The sequence below is a fragment of the Rhizobium sp. CB3171 genome (assembly GCF_029714265.1).
GTDB lineage: Bacteria > Pseudomonadota > Alphaproteobacteria > Rhizobiales > Rhizobiaceae > Rhizobium.
On sequence record NZ_CP121653.1, the window covers coordinates 1,023,769 to 1,042,578 of the forward strand.

At 60.6% G+C, this 18,810-nt stretch carries 16 protein-coding genes; 4 read left to right on the plus strand and 12 right to left on the minus strand.

The window, feature by feature from the left end; all coding sequences use genetic code 11:
* Positions 1 to 132: 132 nt before the first annotated feature.
* Together QA648_RS24035 and QA648_RS24040 are read right to left on the minus strand one after the other, a co-directional pair.
* Positions 133 to 792 (minus strand): DUF2161 family putative PD-(D/E)XK-type phosphodiesterase, encoded by a 660-nt coding sequence (locus QA648_RS24035; protein WP_283053962.1) that lies wholly within the window; start codon positions 790 to 792, stop codon positions 133 to 135.
* Positions 793 to 828: 36 nt separating this feature from the next.
* Entirely contained in the window at positions 829 to 1,725 is an 897-nt protein-coding gene (locus QA648_RS24040; RefSeq protein WP_104826794.1) for a LysR family transcriptional regulator, read from the minus strand.
* Between the two features lie 143 nt (positions 1,726 to 1,868).
* On the opposite strand from QA648_RS24040, the gene QA648_RS24045 reads away from it, so the two are divergent.
* Together QA648_RS24045 and QA648_RS24050 are read left to right on the plus strand one after the other, a co-directional pair.
* Positions 1,869 to 3,062: an MFS transporter gene (locus tag QA648_RS24045; protein ID WP_283053963.1), complete on the plus strand. Its 1,194-nt coding sequence runs from the start codon at positions 1,869 to 1,871 to the stop codon at positions 3,060 to 3,062.
* Between the two features lie 232 nt (positions 3,063 to 3,294).
* A complete protein-coding gene (locus QA648_RS24050; protein ID WP_283053964.1) occupies positions 3,295 to 3,672 on the plus strand; it encodes a hypothetical protein in 378 nt (125 codons plus the stop codon).
* Between the two features lie 84 nt (positions 3,673 to 3,756).
* Here the strand turns inward: QA648_RS24050 and QA648_RS24055 are convergent, their stop codons facing one another.
* The 4 genes from QA648_RS24055 to QA648_RS24070 form a co-directional block, all read right to left on the minus strand.
* A complete protein-coding gene (locus tag QA648_RS24055; RefSeq protein WP_283053965.1) occupies positions 3,757 to 7,017 on the minus strand; it encodes a cellobiose phosphorylase in 3,261 nt (1,086 codons plus the stop codon).
* Between the two features lie 138 nt (positions 7,018 to 7,155).
* On the minus strand, positions 7,156 to 8,220 hold the full coding sequence (locus QA648_RS24060; RefSeq protein WP_283053966.1) for a S66 peptidase family protein: 1,065 nt from the start codon (positions 8,218 to 8,220) through the stop codon (positions 7,156 to 7,158).
* A 19-nt stretch (positions 8,221 to 8,239) separates the two neighbouring features.
* Positions 8,240 to 10,711 carry a glycoside hydrolase family 2 protein gene (locus QA648_RS24065; RefSeq protein WP_283053967.1) on the minus strand — a complete coding sequence of 824 codons (2,472 nt, stop codon included), beginning with the start codon at positions 10,709 to 10,711 and terminating at the stop codon, positions 8,240 to 8,242.
* Positions 10,712 to 10,741: 30 nt separating this feature from the next.
* Positions 10,742 to 11,455, minus strand: coding sequence for an FCD domain-containing protein (locus tag QA648_RS24070; RefSeq protein ID WP_283053968.1), 714 nt, complete (start codon positions 11,453 to 11,455; stop codon positions 10,742 to 10,744).
* Between the two features lie 116 nt (positions 11,456 to 11,571).
* Here QA648_RS24070 and uxuA point away from each other — a divergent pair, with 116 nt between their 5' ends.
* Positions 11,572 to 12,774, plus strand: coding sequence for a mannonate dehydratase (uxuA, locus tag QA648_RS24075; RefSeq protein WP_283053969.1), 1,203 nt, complete (start codon positions 11,572 to 11,574; stop codon positions 12,772 to 12,774).
* 30 nt (positions 12,775 to 12,804) lie between these two features.
* On the opposite strand, the gene QA648_RS24080 is transcribed toward uxuA, so the two are convergent.
* Positions 12,805 to 13,182, minus strand: a complete 378-nt coding sequence (locus QA648_RS24080) for a hypothetical protein (RefSeq protein ID WP_283053970.1) — start codon at positions 13,180 to 13,182, stop codon at positions 12,805 to 12,807.
* Between the two features lie 154 nt (positions 13,183 to 13,336).
* Between QA648_RS24080 and QA648_RS24085 the strand changes: the two genes are divergently transcribed.
* Positions 13,337 to 13,762 (plus strand): glyoxalase/bleomycin resistance/extradiol dioxygenase family protein, encoded by a 426-nt coding sequence (locus tag QA648_RS24085; RefSeq protein WP_283053971.1) that lies wholly within the window; start codon positions 13,337 to 13,339, stop codon positions 13,760 to 13,762.
* Between the two features lie 105 nt (positions 13,763 to 13,867).
* On the opposite strand, the gene QA648_RS24090 is transcribed toward QA648_RS24085, so the two are convergent.
* From QA648_RS24090 to QA648_RS24110, 5 genes are all read right to left on the minus strand, one after another.
* The gene (locus tag QA648_RS24090) at positions 13,868 to 14,698 is read right to left on the minus strand and encodes an alpha/beta hydrolase (RefSeq protein WP_283053972.1); all 831 of its coding nucleotides are present in this window, start codon (positions 14,696 to 14,698) and stop codon (positions 13,868 to 13,870) included.
* 37 nt (positions 14,699 to 14,735) lie between these two features.
* Positions 14,736 to 15,983 carry a kynureninase gene (gene kynU, locus QA648_RS24095; RefSeq protein ID WP_283053973.1) on the minus strand — a complete coding sequence of 416 codons (1,248 nt, stop codon included), beginning with the start codon at positions 15,981 to 15,983 and terminating at the stop codon, positions 14,736 to 14,738.
* Between the two features lie 16 nt (positions 15,984 to 15,999).
* Positions 16,000 to 16,923 carry an ABC transporter permease gene (locus QA648_RS24100; RefSeq protein ID WP_260305107.1) on the minus strand — a complete coding sequence of 308 codons (924 nt, stop codon included), beginning with the start codon at positions 16,921 to 16,923 and terminating at the stop codon, positions 16,000 to 16,002.
* A 4-nt stretch (positions 16,924 to 16,927) separates the two neighbouring features.
* On the minus strand, positions 16,928 to 17,707 hold the full coding sequence (locus tag QA648_RS24105) for an ABC transporter ATP-binding protein (RefSeq protein WP_283053974.1): 780 nt from the start codon (positions 17,705 to 17,707) through the stop codon (positions 16,928 to 16,930).
* Between the two features lie 88 nt (positions 17,708 to 17,795).
* Positions 17,796 to 18,782 carry an ABC transporter substrate-binding protein gene (locus tag QA648_RS24110; protein ID WP_283053975.1) on the minus strand — a complete coding sequence of 329 codons (987 nt, stop codon included), beginning with the start codon at positions 18,780 to 18,782 and terminating at the stop codon, positions 17,796 to 17,798.
* Positions 18,783 to 18,810: the final 28 nt, after the last annotated feature.

Consider the following 18,810-nt stretch of genomic DNA (forward strand, 5'->3'; position numbering starts at 1 on the left):
TTGGCGCTGGAGATTTATATGATCCGCCTGATGAATTTTACAAATTAAATATTGATCATGTTTATATTGCAATTTTGTAAGACATTACTGGAATTTAACGTTGTAATGCCCGAATTTCTTCACCTTTATTGTTTAAGCGCCATCCGCCTGCGGCCAGCGCTTCAATGCTTCCGAACCGAGTTCGGTCAGGGCGTAAATGCCGCGATCGACGCGCTCGAACCAACCATAGACATTGTGCTGCAGTATTTTGGCGGCTTCTGGCGCGTTTGCGCGAATGTCTCTAGGACGCTGCTGTCCATTCTGGATCGCCATCGCACAGGCAAGTGCCTGCTGACGGTAGGCGGTCATGATCGGCGCGCGCGTGCTGCCCCCAAGGGCGGGATCGCCCTTGCGCCGCTTATGTTCCTCAACAAGACGTGATCGCCGGCGGATATTCTTGCGCGGCATCGGCGCGACCGGGCTGACGATGATATCAACGGTGTCGTTGTCGGAGACAGCCAGCATGCCGAAACCGAGGCGGCGGCAGAGATCGCGAAAACGGCGGTCGCTCTCTCGTCCCTTGCCCTTCGCCGAGACGCGGGCGGCAATCCACACTTCATCGCTTACTGACGCACGATCAACCGCCTGCAGCACGAGTTCCAAATTGAAGGTTAGCTTCAATTCGCAGATGACGACGACGGGCGGTTCATCCTTGCTCAGACCGACAAGATCGCAACTACCGATTTCGCCCTTTACCGCGTAGCCGGCGGCTTCCAGGAAATTCTTGATCGGAAGATAAAGCGCCGTCTCCAAGTCCTGCCCTCTGCTTATCTGATGGTCATTGCTGTTTTACGTGATTCGCGATGCCAAAAAGTCGATAAAGGCGCGGATGCGTGCGGCAAGATAATCATGGCCGGCATAGACGGCGTGGATCAGCTCGATATCTCCCGCATTGAAATCCTCCAGTACCGGCACCAGTGCGCCGGTTTCGATATCGGGCTGCACATGAAAATATCCGACTCGGGCAAGGCCAAGACCGGCGAGACAGAGGCTGCGCACCGTCGGTCCATTATTGGCCTGCAGATTGCCGTAGACCGGCTTCACGAACTCTGATCCGGTGGCCGGATCGCGAAAGGGCCAGCCTTCGGCGGTCGGGCGGAAGTTGAAGGTCAGGCAATTGTGGTGGTCGAGATCATCCGGCGTCACCGGTAGGCCGTGCCTTGCGACATAAGCCGGTGAAGCAACGATGACGCGTCGTCTTTCCAGCAGCTTGCGAGCTTTCAGCGAACTGTCGCGCAATGGCCCAACACGAATGGCGACATCGGCGCGTTCACCGACGATATCGATGATGCTGTCGCTGAGCGAAATATCCAGTTCTATTTCCGGGTAGAGTGCCAGGAAATCCGGAATGAGTGGCACGATGCAGCGCACGCCAATGGCAACGGAGGCGCTGACGCGCAGAGGTCCGCGCGGGACCGTGGCGCCTCCTGCTGTCACCATGCGCTCCGTCTCCGCTATTTCGGCGAGGATGCGTTGAGCGCGCTCGAGATAGACCTCTCCCTCCGGCGTCAACTGCAGCGAACGCGTGGTGCGCACGAGAAAGCGTGTGCCAAGCCGGTCCTCAAGGCGTGTAACGAGCTTGCTGACGGCAGAAGGTGACAGGCGCAATTTCCGCCCCGCTGCCGAGAAACTGCGAAGCTCGGCCACCTGCACGAAGACGTCCATTTCACCAGCGCGATTATCCATCACTCCACTCAAGCTTTGAATTGAATTCACAAGTGTTGAGTTGATATAGCCAATTATCGATCGAATGTCCTGAGACCATATTCTCATCGAACAAGAACCAGTGCAGCCGGATATTTCCGGATGCCTTTCGATCGGGCCATCTCATGCCATTAGCTCTTTTTGCCTTGACGATCGCGGCCTATGCGATCGGCACCACCGAATTCGTTATCGTCGGTCTGCTGCCGACGGTTGCGGGTGATCTTCACATCACCCTGCCGCTCGCCGGTCTCATCGTCAGCGTCTATGCGCTTGGCGTTACCTTCGGCGCGCCGATCCTGACGGCACTCACCGGTCGTATCGAGCGCAAGCCGCTGCTGCTCGGCGTGATGGCGCTCTTCGTCGCCGGCAACAGCATGGCAGCCCTAAGCCCCGGCTACGAGCCATTGCTTGTCGCCCGCGTGCTTTCTGCCTTCGCCCATGGCGTCTTCTTCTCCGTCGGATCGACCATCGCGGCCGATCTGGTGCCGGAAAACCGCCGTGCCTCGGCAATCGCCATGATGTTCATGGGGCTGACGGTCGCGATCATCACCGGCGTCCCGCTCGGCACGTTCATCGGCCAGACCTTCGGTTGGCGGGCCACCTTTGCCGCCGTCGCAGCCCTTGGCGTCATCGCCTTTGCTGGCATTGCGCTGCTGCTGCCGTCAAACCTGAAGAAGGCGCCGCCGGCCGGGATCGGCGAGCAGGTCCGCGTGCTGGCAAGCGGCCGGCTGCTGATCGTCTTCGCCATGACAGCGCTGGGCTATGGCGGCACCTTCGTCGCCTTCACCTTCCTGGCCTCGATCCTGCAGGAAGTGACCGGCTTTGCGGCCCCCGCCGTCAGCCTGATCTTGGTGCTTTATGGTGTTGCCATTGCCGTCGGCAATGTTGTCGGCGGGCGTCTTGCAAACGGTAATCCGGTCAAGGCGCTGACGGGCCTTTTCATCGCTCAGGCGATCGTGCTCGTGCTGTTCAGTTTCACGGCCGTTTCGCCTTGGCTGGCAATTCCGACGCTGGCCGCTCTCGGCTTCCTGTCGTTTGCCAATGTGCCGGGCCTGCAGCTCTATGTCGTTCAGCTTGCCCGCAAGGTGCGCCCGGCCGCGGTCGATGTCGCCTCGGCGCTAAACATTGCCGCCTTCAACCTCGGCATTGCCGCCGGCGCCTGGATCGGCGGCCTAGTGGTGGAATCCGCACTCGGCCTCGGCTCAACCCCTTGGATCGGAGCGATCCTGGTCACCGCTGCCCTCGTTCTTACCCTCTGGAGCGGCGCGCTTGATCGTCGCTCCGCTTCCGTGGCGCAACCTGTTTCCTGCGCCGCTTGATGGCTCAGTCGTCGCAGCCGTTAAATTTCGTAACAAATAAGAACACAACGCAAAATGCGCGTGAGCATAATGGGTGAGTTGGGTGCGACGGACGAGCCGAAAGGCACGTCTGCTGCCCAGCCAACTCCAAGCGCCTCGGCACAAGAGGCCTGCATATCAAAGCTGAAGGGACCGGTGCCGGGAGCCCACTAAATCGCTCCCCTATTGGAAAGAAACGACAAAGGAAATGCCAATGAGGGTTACCTTCATCGCCTTGGGTGTGACGGCCGCAATTACGATGGGCCTCGTCAGCCCCGCTATTGCTCAGGTTGTCATTCACGAGGATCAGTCGCCGGACGGCTACGACTCTGACCGGGACCAAACGGAGTCCGATTTTCTTCACGCCTGGAACCGGCATCACGATGCAGCCAATAGATGGGGCGAGCGTCGCGACAATTTCGGCCCGGATGACGTCATACGCCTCTTGGAACGGCGCGGTTATCGCGTCAGGAACGTAAAGGATGTCGGGGTGCGTTATCTGGTTGAGGCGACGCGTGGCGACGACAACCTCCTCGTGAGCGTGTCTCGAGGAGGGGAAATCATGGGCGTGGTGCACGATAACCGCTATTGAGAGGCAGGTAAGGCCATTGCATATGACCTCATACCCCCCAGCCGCAAATTCAAAGGGAGCCGCAACAAGCGGCTCCCTTCGCGATTACGCCTCAAAATCCAGTTCGATCTTGGAAACGGCAACCGACGCCGGCAATAGCGGTTTGTGGATACGTTCGCCGAATTGCCGTTTGAAGCCGAAGACGTTGTTGATCAGGCTTTTCGTAAAAAGCCCGGGACCGCTCGAATAGATGCGCCAGCCGCCATCGACAGCGATACCGCCCGCCTTGACGCGATCCCAATCATCAGAGGCGTGATAGCGATCGTGGAATGCGGCGTCGCTGCTGCTGAAATAGGTGTTGCGCTGGCGCAGCGAGGCATGGTCGAGCCGGCCGCTGACCGCGATCGGATTGGCGAGTGCCAACGCGTTCCAGACACCGTCGGCATCGTTGTCCAGCGCCAGCGCCTCGCAATAGCGCAGATGCGCATGCACATACATCAGCCCGATCTCGCGCCCGAAGAAAGACGAGGATTCGGCGCGGCGGAACAATGTCTCCGGTCCGCCGGCATAGGTCGCCGGCTTTTCCATCAGTCTCACACCATCCGGGAAAAGCAGATTGTCACTGATCAGCTTCATATGCGCATGCCGCTGTTCCGGCGTGAAGAGGCCGCCCAGCATCGGCTGCGTCATCGCGATCAGCGAATAATGCAGGCCGGTGCGCGTATCCTGCGGATGCAGCAGCAGTTCGACGCCATCATGGCTCGGATCGAAGACGCCGTAGCCGGCGACGACACCGTCGCGCATCAGGAGGCGGTTGAAATCGTCGCGCATGGCGGCGGCGGTTTCCTTGAGCGTCTGCGCCTCGTCGTCCCGGCTGGCAAGCGTCAGGATCGCAGCGTAGCGCACCAGTTGCTCGTAAAGCAACGAGACGGTCCAACTGCTGACCATCCAATCGCGCAAATGCGGATCGGCCGGCTGCAGGCTGTCATTCCAATCGCCTTCGCCATAGCGGATGAGGCTTGTGCCGGGTACGAAGCGGCTGCGTACGGTGTCGAGCAGCTTATCGACATGCGCGGAAATCGTCGCCGTCTCTTCGGTCCGTTGCATGGTGTCGTCGGCCCGCCACGGCACGGTTTCGGCTAGGAAGGCGAGATCGCCCGTCGTCTCGATATAGTCGCACAGCGCCTTCAGCGGCCAGACGACGATATCACCATGGCTCTCGCCAGCGCGGATGTTGGCATAGGGCTCCAACATGAACCATTGCGGCCAGTCGCCCCGGTCGCGATACTGCTCGGAAAAGACGGTGCTCAGAATCTGCTTTACTTCGGCATCATGTTCATAAGCGAGCAGGAATTCCACTGGTCCCTGGCAGGCGTCGCGCGTTCCCCAAGCCGCGCCGGTATATTGTTCGAGGCCATGCGGCACGCTCAGATGCACGATCGCGTCATGCGCCAGCCAAGGCAGCATCACAGCCTGCGCCGTGACGTCCCGCCCTTCTCCTTCGATGCGCACGCAGCGCGTCACATGGCTCCAGAAGCGTTGCGCGGGAGCAAGCATGTCAGCGCTGCTGACGCCGTCCTTGTAGCGCACGGCAAGACGTTCGCCTGCCGCCGCATCGGTCATCGATCCGGTGACCGCAAAGCTGAAGCCTTGAACCGGATGCGATTTGAGCGCGATGAAGGGGCCGTTGCGAGGCGTGCCGTCGCTGTAGAGAAGCTCATCGCCGCCGATTGCCTCGAAGGCACCCGGCGTCGAGGTGACGAGATGGTAGGCCGCATGCGGATAGCGATCCCAAAGCCAAGACGGCTGGGGCCGGAACGATATCTGCTTGGCAGCAGTGTCGATCTCGATGTTTGCGACGGCTTCGTAGTCACGTTCCCCGAGCACGATATGACCGAAGACCAGGAAGCGGCAGGCCCCGCCGTCGACCGCTACGGTCCACTGCATGGACGGATCATCGCCACAAGCGATTGCCGTCACCGTGATGGTGCGGCCGGCAAGGCGGTAGATCCAACGAACATCGCTCAATCCCATGTCGAAGGCCGCGGGAACGCCAAGCAGGCGCCAGCCTTCGCCGAGGTCCACGAGCACGCGCAGCCCGCTCGCTCGCGTCAGATTGTAGGGGTCGCGGGAGACCGAGAAGAGCTTGTGGAAGGACGTATTGCCGATCGTCAACTGCGCGGCAAAGATGCCCTGCATCCAACAGGTTGCGGCCAGCGTCTGGTCGTCCAACAGCATATTCTGGCCGCTGCGGACGATGGCGCCATGACGGCGTGCAACAACGCGCTCTTTCTCACGCAGTACGATGTGGCGATTAAGCGAGCCATCCGGCACGAAGAAGGAATAGAGCTGGCCGTCAATGCGCTCTTCCAGCATCCGCTTGGGATAGAGCCGCTCGATCGTCGCTTCGTCCAAAGGCTCGGTCACGAATAGCGGCGCGTCCTGCACCAGGCTGCGAGCCGGGGCATCGCCGGCAATATCGCTCGTCGCGAGTTCGTTCAGCGCCTGCGGTAGGGCGTCAAGCCTTGCAAGATCGGCATCGCTGGAGGCTGCGGGGTGATCGGCGGCGAACAAGCCGAAGAAGGTTGCGGTTGCGATCGTCTTTGGTGCGAGCGCGAGAGGTTTCGATTGGATCGCCGGACACGCGACTTCGTGCTGCCGGCGCGTGCTCGGCAGGCTTTCACCAAAGCGCGGCACCATCTGTGCATCGCCGCCTGGGGCCGGCACCGCCAACTGGATCGCATCCGTGGCATAGGCCGCCGCCCCATCGAGGCAGCCCTGCGCCAGCCAAGGATTGCGCCCGCCGCCTTGCTTCAGATTTTGCCGGTTCATCACCACCGGCCCAAAGGCGGAATGCTCGGCAATATGATGGTCGATATACTGCGAAGCATAGGCCTCGCTGTTCATCAGGAAACCGCGATCGCCGAGGCCGACATCCTGGATCAGCACGAGATCGGCTGAAAGCGCCGCACCGGTCGTATTTTCAAGCGAAACCCGCCAGAACCAGGCGCTATCGCCGGGATGGAGCTGCAGCCGGACCGTATGCTTGACACCGGACGTCTCGCCGCTCCAGCAAAAGCCCGCCTCATCATGGCCGAAGCGCACCGCGGCCTTCGGGCCGACAATTTCGGCGACTTCAGGCTGCGAGCCGCCGATGCGCAGATAGAGGCGCCCGATACCGCCGTAAACAGGCGATCCCAGCACCTGATTGATCATGACGCTACCCTGCTGGTCGGCGAAATCGATGGCAAACAGCGTGCCGTTCGGCAGCGCCGATACCGACAGGCCGGCACTATTGGCAAGCGTGGAAAGACCGAGTTCTTCGCGCCGTGGCGTCTGAAAGCTACGATTGGATTCCAAGGACATAACCGGTGCCTCGCTGATTCATGGGTTGGGTACCCGCACTAGATCACAAGCCGCCGCACGATCATAGAAGGCAATTTATCGTTTCCGAGCGCAATGTTTCGCCAGGGTCGTTTCGGCCTGTGCCTGGCCACAGCGATCTTAACAAACGCCGGACTCCAGCAGCTTCAGCGTTGCCGCGTGACAGTCGATCGAAGCTTTCACGCCGTAGGGGAGGGTCAGCATCGGCTGGGTGTGGCCGAAATCGAGGCCGGACAAGACGGGAAGGTCGGGGAGGCCAGCTTCGGCTAACGCCTTAACAACAGTGGTTTCGAGCTCCGCTCGATAGGACTCATTGCCCGCCGGATCGGGTCTGGCAACCAGCACGCCGTTCAGCCGCTGCAATATGCCTTGAGCTGCGAAGTTACGCAGCCAATACTCTATGAGTTTGGGCGATGGCGCCTCTTCGGATGTTTCATAGAAAAGGATGGCCCCATTCCATATATCGAGGGAGGGCCACCATGCCGTTGCCTTCGCCATCTCCAATACTTCAGCGCAACCGCCCAACAAGTGTCCGGACGCACTTCCATGTCCTTGCAATATCCGTGGTAGGTCGGCAGGTTGTAGGAAGCGGGGTTTTCGCTGCTGGGCAGGATCGCCCCAGTCGGTCTGCTCGGCGGTCCAACCCTCGGTGTTCGGCGGGACCAGTCCTATTGGTTCTATCTCGAATAAGGCCTTGCGGACGCCGTCGATGGTGAAGCGATGCATACCGCCATTTTCGGCGAAGCCGGACATGATGCTCGGCCCATAGAAAGAGGCGAGACCCGCAGCGTGGCAGGCAAGATGCAGGCTGGTGGTATCGGAATATCCAAGAAACACTTTCGGATTTTGACGGATGATATCGAGGTTCAGATGTTGAATGAGCCGTATCGAGTCATTACCGCCGATCGTGGCGACGATGCCGGCGATCGATGGGTCAGCAAAGGCATCCATCAGGTCCTGTGCTCGTGCAGCCGGGTTTCTGGCAAGCCAATCAGCCGGCGCCAACGTATGTGGCATCTCAACGACGGTGATATTGAATATCTCTTCGAACTGGCGCTTGCCGGTGAGATAGCGATCCGGCACTGTGCCAGGCCCGCCCCAGGAGGGCGAGACAGCGGCGATCCGGTCACCGGCCTTAATGCGGCGAGGCTTGACGAGCGTTCGACTGGCTGATTCCTGAATCAATTCTCACCCTTATTCTGCCTCACCGGGGGTGCGCTGTGCCTGCAACCTGATTGGCTGTACGCACGATAGCGGAAAGATCGGCGTCCTCCCACGCATCTTTCGACAGCCCCTTGATGCGGAAGGTTTTGCTCTCGCCCGGCATCAGATTGACCAGCATGTCATCGACCTCGGCATTCGGGCTGATGCGGTCGGCAAACAGGCAGAGATCGCGCAGGAAGGATTGCGCCGTGACCGTGACGGCGACGCCGTCGGCGATCGGCTCGGCCTCAAGGTCGAAACGAGGCTGCGGATATTGCAGCTTCATATCTTTCTCGAAGAACCACCAGGCTTCGGCATCGCCGAGGCGGGCGCGCAGGAATTCGCGCTCAGGGTTGCCCGACGTCGCCACATCCTTGGGGATGGAGATCTCGGCATTTTCGAAGCGGTCGCAAAGGATACGCCAGACGGAGTGGCGAGCGAGCAGCGTGCCGCTGAAATCGAAGCGTTCGATGGTGAAGGGCACGCGCCAGAACAGTGTCGCATCGTTAACGGCGATGGCGGCAAGACCGTCGCCGCGCGGCTGGATCGTCAGGAGGTGCGGCGCATAGCTGTTGCGTAGGGCGTACCAGAGCGGCTTCTTCCGGCCTGCGCCATCGACCGCTGCCCAGGAGGTCACCGGCCAGCAATCGTTGAGCTGCCAGACGATCGCGCCCATGCAGGTGGGGCGATGCGAACGCATATGGTCGACCCCGACGCTGATGGCGCGCGCCTGATTCAGTTGCGTGACGAAAAGCCAGTCGTCGAAATTCTCCGGAGCGGGAAACCAGCCTTCCAATCCCTTGATCAGTTTGTCATTGCCGCCGGTTGCCTTCTGGCGATGCAGGACACCGGGGGAGGCGGGCGCTCGACTTTTCTCTCGCACGGATTCGGTAAGCGTAGCGTAGGTCGAGGGCGCCTGCCAGCCGAATTCGGAACAGAAACGCGGAATATAGGTGCGGTAGGTCTCGTATCCGACCTCGTTCCAGACGTCCCAGATGTGCTTGCAGCCATGCTCGTCGGCATTCGGCGCAATATCCATCGAGCCGGAATAGGGGCTTCCAGGCCAGTAGGCTCGGGTCGGGTCGATCTCGGCGACCAGTTTCGGCAACAGGTCAAGATAGTAGCCGGCGCCCCAGGGACGATTGGCGAGCACATCCTGCCAGCCCCAGTCGAAATACCCCCAGATGTTTTCGTTGTTGCCATTCCAGAGCACCAGCGAGGGGTGTGGCATCAGCCGGGTGATCGCCTCACGCGCTTCCGCTTCGATCTCGCCATAGACCGGCTCCTCCTCCGGATAGGCGGCGCAGGCGAAGAGGAAATCCTGCCAGACCATGATGCCGGCGGCGTCGCACTCTTCATAGAAGATATCGGTCTCGTAAATGCCGCCGCCCCAGACGCGGAGGATGTTCATATTGGCATCGCGTGCCTGGGCGATCCGCTCGCGATAGCGTTCCCGCGTCACGCGCGGCAGGAAGCAATCCTCCGGAATCCAATTAGCGCCACGGGCGAAGACCGGCACGTCGTTGACGACGAGGGTAAAGGCAGAACCGATCTCATCGGGCGCGGTGTCGAGGCGCACGGAGCGAAAGCCAACGCGGCGCTGCCAGCGATCCAGCATCGCTCCGTCTGAGCCCAGAAGCTGGAGGTCGAGGTCGTAGAGCGGCTGGCCGCCGAGCCCATGCGGCCACCAGATTTCCGGATTATCGATGCGGCATTCCGCCAGAGCATGCGTCTCGCCCTGCGCAATTCGGACTTCGGTTCGTTTGCCGCCGATCGACATCACCAGAGCCGCGCTGTCCGTGCCTTCGTCCGCCCATTCGACCTCGATACGCAGGCGCGCCATACCGTCACCGCCCTGCAAGGTAATTTCCGGGCGGACAATGGCGAGACGCGCCTTCGACCAGCTTTCAATGGCGACTGGCTTCCATATGCCTGCTGTGACGACGCTCGGACCCCAGTCCCAGCCGAAATTGCAGGCCATCTTGCGGATGAGGTTACCGGGTCCGGGATAGTTGGCCGGGATATCGGCGGCCGAACCGAGCGCTCTGCGGACCGCTTCGCCATGGGCATAGGCGGAATCGAAATCGACGATCAACTCGTTCCGGCCCTCCTTGAGCTGCCCGCGAATGTCGAAACGATAGCTGCGATGCATATTGCAGGTTTCCCCGAGCAATATGCCGTTCAGTTCCACGCGTGCCGCCGTATCAAGCCCGAGGCAGGACAGATCGACCCGATCCGCCTCTTCGTCATCCCAGTCGAAAGCCATCCGGTAACGCCAGGCCGAGCGGCCGATCCAGTCCTGGGAGATCTCGTTGACATCCAGATATGGGTCGGTGATGAGCCGGGCCGACAGCAGATCAAGATGCACATTGCCAGGCACGGCAGCCGGGATCGTCGCCGGGAGCGACGGGGCGGTCGAAGGTGCGCCTACGCGAGAAAGGGTCCAGCCGGTGTCGAGTGGCAGTTTCTTCATGATTATCTGTCCGTCAGGAAATGGATTGTGTCAAATCTGTCGCGGTTCTTGGGGAGGCTGGATGAACTGCAACCCGGCGTGAAGATGACGGTTCATATGATAGGCATAGGCGATTCGGTCACGCTGTTGGAGCGCGACGATGATGTCGCAATGTTCGTTATAGGCACTTTCGACGGCGACCCGGGAGCGCTTGCCGGCTTCCATCAGCCGCTGCAACAGTGGCTGTAGAATGCCATAGACCTGTGACAGTGTGCGATTGTTGGCAAGGCCGACGAGTTCGGCATGGAACTTGAAGTCGAATTCCGCAGCCTTCGACAGTTCCGGCGCCAGCTTCATGGCGTCGTTGATTGCCTTCAGCCGCGCAATGCTGGTGTCGTCGATATTCTGGAAAAGAAGATCGGAGAGATTGACCTCGATCAGCCGGCGAAAACCCTGAATGTCCAGGAAGCTTTCGGCCGATATGTCGATCGCGAAGGAGAACAATTCCATCAACGCCTGCTGGCGGCGGTCGGTGATGACGGCGCCGACCTTTTGCCTGCTTTCGACGATGCCATAGGCCTTCAGGATGCGGATTGCTTCGCGCACTGTATTGCGGCTGCTGTTGAACATCGCCGCCAGCTCGATCTCCGAGGGCAGGGCGTCGCCAAGCCCGAGATTGCGCTCGCGCATCAGCCGCCGGATCTCGTCGACCACCTGGTCCACCGCCGATCCCTTCCCTTCGATCTCAGCGGTTTCCATCGCCATGCATTCCTCCAACTATCAAACAGATATTGTTGGTCAATAAGGGATGTCAAGCAGACACGGCGATGGACTTTCGCCGATGTAGCGATATGTTGACCAACAAATCAGGGAGGCATCGCATGGAGAGCTGTTGGCGCTGGTTCGGGCCGAAGGATCTCGTTCCACTCATTCACGCACGTCAAGCCGGCGCAACGGGCATTGTCACGGCACTGCACGAGATCTCCCATTCCCGCACTTGGACACCGGAGGAGATCGGGGCTCGCAAGGCCCTGGTGGAAGCAGCCGGCATGCGCTGGAGCGTCTGCGAATCGATCCCGGTCCCAAGCGCTATCAAGCTTGGCGGCGCCGGCGCTGCCCAGGCGATCGGCGTCTGGAAGGACACGCTGGTCAATCTCGCCCGATCCGGCATCAAGACGATCTGCTACAACTTCATGCCGGTGGTCGATTGGACGCGCACGAACCTGCGCTTCGAGATGCCGACGAGGGCGCTTGCCCTTCGTTTCGACATGGTGGAATTCGTTGCCTATGATGTCTTCGTTCTGCGCCGGAAAGGTGCCCAAGCAAACTATGCGCCGGAGCTTTTGCAGCGTGCCGAGGAGCGGCTGAAGGGGCTCTCGGAAGAGGCGGTTCGTCGACTGGAGAGCAATATCATCGCCGGTCTTCCGGGCGGCGAGGATAGCTACGGGCGTGAGGCGATCCGTACCGCCATCGAATCCTTTGACGGGCTGACGACGGAGGACCTGCAGACGAACCTCGACAATTTTCTGCACGAGGTCGTACCGGTCGCCGCCGAAGTTGGAGCACGGCTCGCCATCCATCCCGACGATCCTCCGATTTCGCTCTTTGGCTTGCCGCGAGTGGTTTCGACGGCGGAGAATCTGCGTCGCATCACTGGCTGCGTCGATCATCCCGCCAACGGCCTGACACTTTGCGTCGGCTCCCTTGGTTCGCGCGCCGACAATGACGTGCTTGCCATCGCCCGCGAATTTGCGTCGCGCATCAATTTTGCCCATTTGCGCGATGTGGCGATCGAGCCGGATGGTTCCTTTGTCGAAGCCGCGCATCTGGAAGGGCGCGGTGACATGTACGCGATCCTGCGCGTACTTCTGGCGGAGGAGGCTCGCCGCCGCACCGATGGCCGCCCCGACCATATGATTCCGATGCGCCCCGACCATGGTCACCTGATCGGCGACGATGTCGATAAGCCGACCAATCCCGGTTATTCGCTGATCGGGCGGCTCAAGGGCCTGGCCGAGCTGCACGGCGTCATCCACGCCATTGGCAAGATCGATGACTACTCACGCTATTGGAAAAGCTTTTAGAGATTCCTGCTCGGCAAGCCGATGCAGCCTTCATCGCTTTAATCTGACGGGAACAAAGACATTCCAATGTCCTTCCCAACTGCCGTCGATCGTCCTGCTGCAGGTCACCGCAACATTCGGCGCGGACAGGCCATATGTTTTGGGAACCCATTTCACCGTCAGCGGCACAGCGCATCTCGGCACCTGAATCTTCAGATTTGGGTCAAGCGCCTCCCAACGGGTGCCGTCAGCCATGTTTTCCTTGGCGATGAATTGCCTCGCCTCTTCCCTTATCTCGAAAAGGCCGTGTTTTACGCCGCTCGTCCTGTCGTCTTCTATGCCGCGATAGGCGAGGCCGGACGCCAAGCAAGTTGGAGCCACCCCGGCAAACAGCCCTAAGGACAGAAACAGTGTTTGCCATCGGGTCATGTGTCTCTCGCCGTTCATGGGATGCAAGGTTCTTTGCCACGAAATGATCATATCGAAAAACCTTCACCGCGCTTGTCGGAAAATCGGATCGAAGCTCGTCCTTGGGACAGCCCGTCCGATGGGCACTAGCAAAATCCGTTCCGAGGAGTCGATCATGACCGATGCAACAGAACAATCGCAGCAGCCCAAGGTGCCGGTGCTTGGCGGCCTGGTGGCCTATTTGACGGTGGATGGCGCCATGAAGGCCGCCGAATTCTACAAGCGCGCCTTCGGCGCCGAACAGGTGTTCATGTATCCGGCTGACGAGCAGGGCCGGACGATGCATATCCATCTCTATATCAACGGCAGTTCGTTGATGCTCTGCGACGCTTATCCCGAACATGGTCACGCGCTGCAAAAGCCGCAGGCTTTTACCCTGCAACTGCTTGTCGACGATATCGATGCCTGGTGGAAACGCGCCGTCGATGCCGGCGCCGAGGTCCTCATGCCAATCGAGGTGATGTTCTGGGGCGACCGCTGGGGCCAGCTTCGCGATCCCTTCGGCATCGTCTGGGCCATGAACGCGCCCGTCAAGAAATAAACTTTGCAGAAAGGACCGGGTTCGAAGAGTTCGAACCCGGTCCCATTCGTCGAATGTCGTTGCAAGGTTGAACCAGACGCGGCTTTCTGGATGAAGCCTTGTCTATTATTCTGAAAGCAGGGTCCGCGTCAGGGGATGCGTGGGATCGGTCAGGCCGTCCAATATCGTGAAATGATTGCGATCCGGTTCGACAACGGCAGACGTTGCCGCTCCGAGGCCGGTCCAGATATTGGCAAGCAGGGCATTCTGGCGGATGAATTCGGCACGCTCCGCGCCGCCGACCCAACAGGTGAGGCGGACATTGTCTGCGGGCTCCAGCAGCGCCGGGCTTTCGGCCGCGGCTTCAGCGGCATCGATGCGCAGATATTCATTCATAGCCCTCTTCATGATCGGTCGCAGGTCATGCACTCCGGAGATGGAGACCACATGGCGGATGCGGGCCTGGATGGATGCCGGTAATGGTGATGTCGTTGTGACGATGCGAGTTGCGAGCTGGCCGCCGGCCGAATGTCCTGTCAGCATCAGAGGGCCGTCGACCATATCGGCGGCTTTGCCGATCGCGGCCGCAACCTCCTTGGCAATGCCGGAAAGGCGGATAGCAGGACAAAGCGTATAGGAGGGAATGGCGACGGCGTAGCCATTGGCGATCGGGCCAGCAGCGAGATGCGACCAATAGCTCTTGTCGAGTTCCAGCCAATAGCCGCCATGGATAAAGACCACCACTCCCCTCGGTGCCTCGGCAGGCAGAAAGAGGTCGAAGCGATTGCGCTCGCCAGCCCCATAGGCGAGATCGAGTTTGGCGCGACCGGTCGTGGCCAGGCTATCGCGGAAGGTTTGCGCCGGCTCCACCCAGGCGGCCGGCCAGCGGTCGCCGCCGACCACATAGGCGTCGCTGGTGTAGGCACTTTCCCAGTCGGTAATTCTGAAATACCTCATCGCCATGTCCCCCCGCTTCGCGAGCGCCAATTCCCTATCAGGTCACAGTCGACCGCACGGCAAAACGCGCGTCCCTCCACGATTCGCTGCTCAGAATATCCTCCAGCACCTTCACCGCCTGCCAGACGTCGCGGTAGCCAACATAAAGCGGCGTGAAGCCGAACCGCAGGGTTACGGGCGCGCGGAAATCGCCGATTACGCCGCGTTCAATCAGGGCCTGCATCACTTCATAGCTGTTGCTGTGGGTGAAGGAGACCTGGCTGCCGCGTCTTTCGCTATCGCGCGTGGTTTCCAGGACAACGCCATATTGGCCGCATTTCGCCTCGACCAACTGTATGAAGAGGTCCGTCAGCGCAATGCTCTTCCTGCGAAGCGCGCCCATGTCGACCTCATCCCAGACGCCGAGCACGCCCTTCAGCGCTCGCAGCGACAGAATTGGCTGGGTGCCGCAGAGGAAACGCTTGATGCCTTCGCCACCGGCGAAATTCCGCTCAAAAGCAAAAGGCCGCGCATGTCCCCACCAGCCGCTGAGCGGCTGTGTGATGGCGTCGTGGTGTCGATGGGCTGCATAGATGAAGGCCGGCGAGCCGGGACCGCCGTTCAGGTATTTGTAGGTGCAGCCGACAGCGAAATCGGCGTTGGCACCGTCAAGATCGACCGGCAATGCACCGGCGCTGTGGCAGAGATCCCAAATCACCAGCGCACCGGCCTCGTGGATCCGGCGCGTCAGCGCCGCCATATCGCGCAGCTCGGCGCTCTTGTAGTTGACGTGATTGATGAGCACGACCGCGACCTGATCGTCGATCAGGTCCTCGATAGTGTCTGCATCTCGGCCTTCGAGGCGAAGGGTAACGCCTGGGCGCGTCGAGGCAACGCCTTCGGCCATATAGAGATCGGTCGGAAAGCTGTCGCCTTCCGCGACGATAATGCTGCGGCCCGGCCGCATGGCAAGTGCGGCATGCAGGGCTTTATAGATGTTGATCGAGGTCGAGTCCGTAACCACGGTCTGCCCCGGCGCCGCGCCGATCAGACGTCCGATGCGGTCGCCGAGCTCAAGCGGCAGGTGGAACCAGCCGGCGCTGTTCCAGCTACGGATGAGGCCGTTGCCCCACTCCTCCTTTGCCGCCTGCTGCAATTCGGCGAAAACATCATGCGAGGCGGCACCGAGCGAATTGCCATCGAGATAGATGACGCCCTCAGGCAAGGCGAAGCGGCTGCGGAAGGACCGCAGCGGATCGGCCACATCCATGGCCTCGACAGCGGCGAGATCGGGAAGGCTGGTCATGGTGTCGGGTCTCACTTTATTCGCGAATGGTTTCCCGGGCGGGCGCGCCGCCGCGGCTGCGCTTGATGCTTGGCAGGGCCAGCATCAGTAGGACGAACAGGCCGGTAGCGAGCTTCAGGTTCGGCGGCGGCATGCCGGCAGCGAGGCAGAGCGAGACGAGCTGGTAATAGATGATCGAGCCGACGAAGGGTGCCAATAGCTGCCGCAATACCGTCTGCTTGCCGGTGAAGGCCTCGCCGATCATTAGGGCCGCCAAGCCGTTGATCAGGATGCCGATGCCCATATTGACGTCGGCAAAGCCCTGCGATTGCACCATCAAGGCGCCGCTGGAGGCAGAAAAGGCGCTGGCGAGGCCGACGCCGCCGATCGTCGCGGCCCAGACATTGATGCCTTGCGCTTCGGCCATATCCGGATTGGAGCCGACAGCGCGCATGGCGGTGCCTTTCTCCGTCTTGAAATAGAGGTTCAGCGCGATGAGCACGATCAAGGCGATGAGGCCGGCAATGACGATCTTGCTTGCCGGAAAGCCTGGTTGGGTCAGGGGCACCCAATCGAATACGGTCGGCTGGCCGAAGACCGAGAGGTTCGACTTGCCCATGATGCCGAGATTGATGCTGTAGAGCATGGTCGACATCAGGATGCCGGCGAGCAGCGTGTGGATGCGGAAGCGCAGATGGATGAAGGCCGTGCAGCAACCCGCAGCAAGGCCGACGACAAAAGCCGCAATGATCGCCAGTGGCGGTGCGACGCCGGCGGCGAGCAGAATGCCACAGACGCAGCCGCCGAGCGGAAAGGCGCCTTCGCTAGTCAGATCCGGAAAGCTCAGCATGCGGAAGGGGATCATGATCCCCAGCACGACGAAGCTCAGGATGAAGCTCTGCGCCAGCGTGACCGGGATGAGCGAGACGAAGCTCGAAACCGTTGTCTGAATGAAATCCATGATATCAGCTCACCAGCAGCATGCGGTCGGACTTGACGGCGAAGTGGCCGATCAATTCGGGAACGGTGATCCGCTTCTTCGCTTCACCGATGATTTCGAGATGAACTTTGCCGGCGTCGAGCATGATAACGCTGTCGCCGAAGTCGACGGCGTGCTGCATATTGTGCGTCACCATCAGGGTCGTAAGCTTTAACGTTTCGACGGTTCGCACCGTTGCCTGCATGACAATGTCGGCCGTGCGCGGATCGAGGGCGGCGGTGTGTTCGTCGAGCAGCAATACGTCGGGCGAACCGCAGACTGCCATGATGAGGGACAGCGATTGCCGCTGACCGCCGGAAAGCAGTTCCACCTTGGTATCCAGCCGGTTCTCAAGGCCGAGACCGAGAACGGCGAGGCGTTCCTTATAGGCGCCGAGACGTGTGGCATTCAGGCCAGGCCGAAATCCCCGGCTCTTCCCGCGCAGCTCCGCCAGAAGCATGTTCTCGCCGACGGTCATGCTGGCGGCGGTGCCCTTCATCGGGTCCTGGAAGACGCGGGCGAGCCGCGCCGCACGCTTGTGGACCGGCATGCTCGTGACGTCGTTGCCATTGATGAGAATCTGGCCGGAATCGAGGCTGAGGGCACCGGAAATCGCATTCAGCATGCTGCTCTTGCCGGCGCCGTTCGAGCCAATGACGACGCCGAATTCGCCGGTCTTGAGGGAGAGCGTCAGGCCGTTGAGCGCGATCTTTTCGTCGGGCTGGCCTCTGTAGAAAACCTTGCGCGCGGATTTGATGTCCAGCATCCGTGCCTCCCCTGTACTGTAGGGTTATGAAATGGCGGCGCTTTCAACGCCGCCATGGATCAGATGGATCCTTCGAAGATGCCGCCTATTACTTCGTGAAGCAATTGCAATCGGCAAGCGAGGCCGGAACGTCGGCGCCGAATGCCTTCAAAACGGTCTTGTTGATCAACGGAGCATGGTCCTCATAGGCAGGACGCGACGGCGCGATCGTCTTGGGATCGCCACCCTTGAGGATCTTTGCAGCGATCCTGCCGGCATTTTCACCGACCTGCTCGTAGTTGACGGCGAAGCTTGCCGGGACGACACCGCTGCGAACAGCGGCGTCGTCGGAATTGACGATCGGGATCTGGGCCTGGCGGGCGGCTGCGGCAACGGCGGTGATTGCCGGCTGCAAGAGGTTGGAGGCGGGCGTGTAGATCACGTCTGCCTTGCCGGCGAGCGAGGCGATGCGCTGCTGGATGTCATTGACATTGTCGACACCCACCGGGACCAGTTCGAAGCCTGCGGCCGGAGCGGCTGCCTTAACCTTTTCGATCAGGGCAGCGTCGTTAGCCTCGCCCGGATTGTAAGGCACGCCGATGCGCTTGGCGTTCGGAAGCAGCTTCTTGGTGAAGGTCAAGATGGCGGCGATGTCCTGCAGGTCGCTTGCGCCGGTAATGCCCTCATCGCCGGCATCCCAGGAAGGAACCAGCTTGGCGGCGACCGGGTCGGTCACGGCCGAGAATACGATCGGAATGCCGGAGCCGGCGAGCGCCTTCTTGGCGATCTGCGAGACCGGCGTCGTGATGGTGTACATCAGCTTCGGATGGTCCGACTGCAACTTGGCGATCATCTGCGGCACCAGCGAAGCGTCGAAGCTGGTGTTGCTCTCGGTATAGACGACATCCTTGCCTTCGACGAAGCCATTGTCGGCCAGCGCCTTTTTGAAGCCGGCGATCGAAGCGTTGAGCTGCGGATGTTCGCCGAAATTGGCAATCGCGATCTTGATCGGCTCGGCGGCTGCCGTCGCAATGCTCGCCATGACCGCGCCGGCGACGACCAGCCCCGACAACCATCTGGATGTGGACTTCCTCATGATTTCCTCCCGGATTTTATAAGAGAGC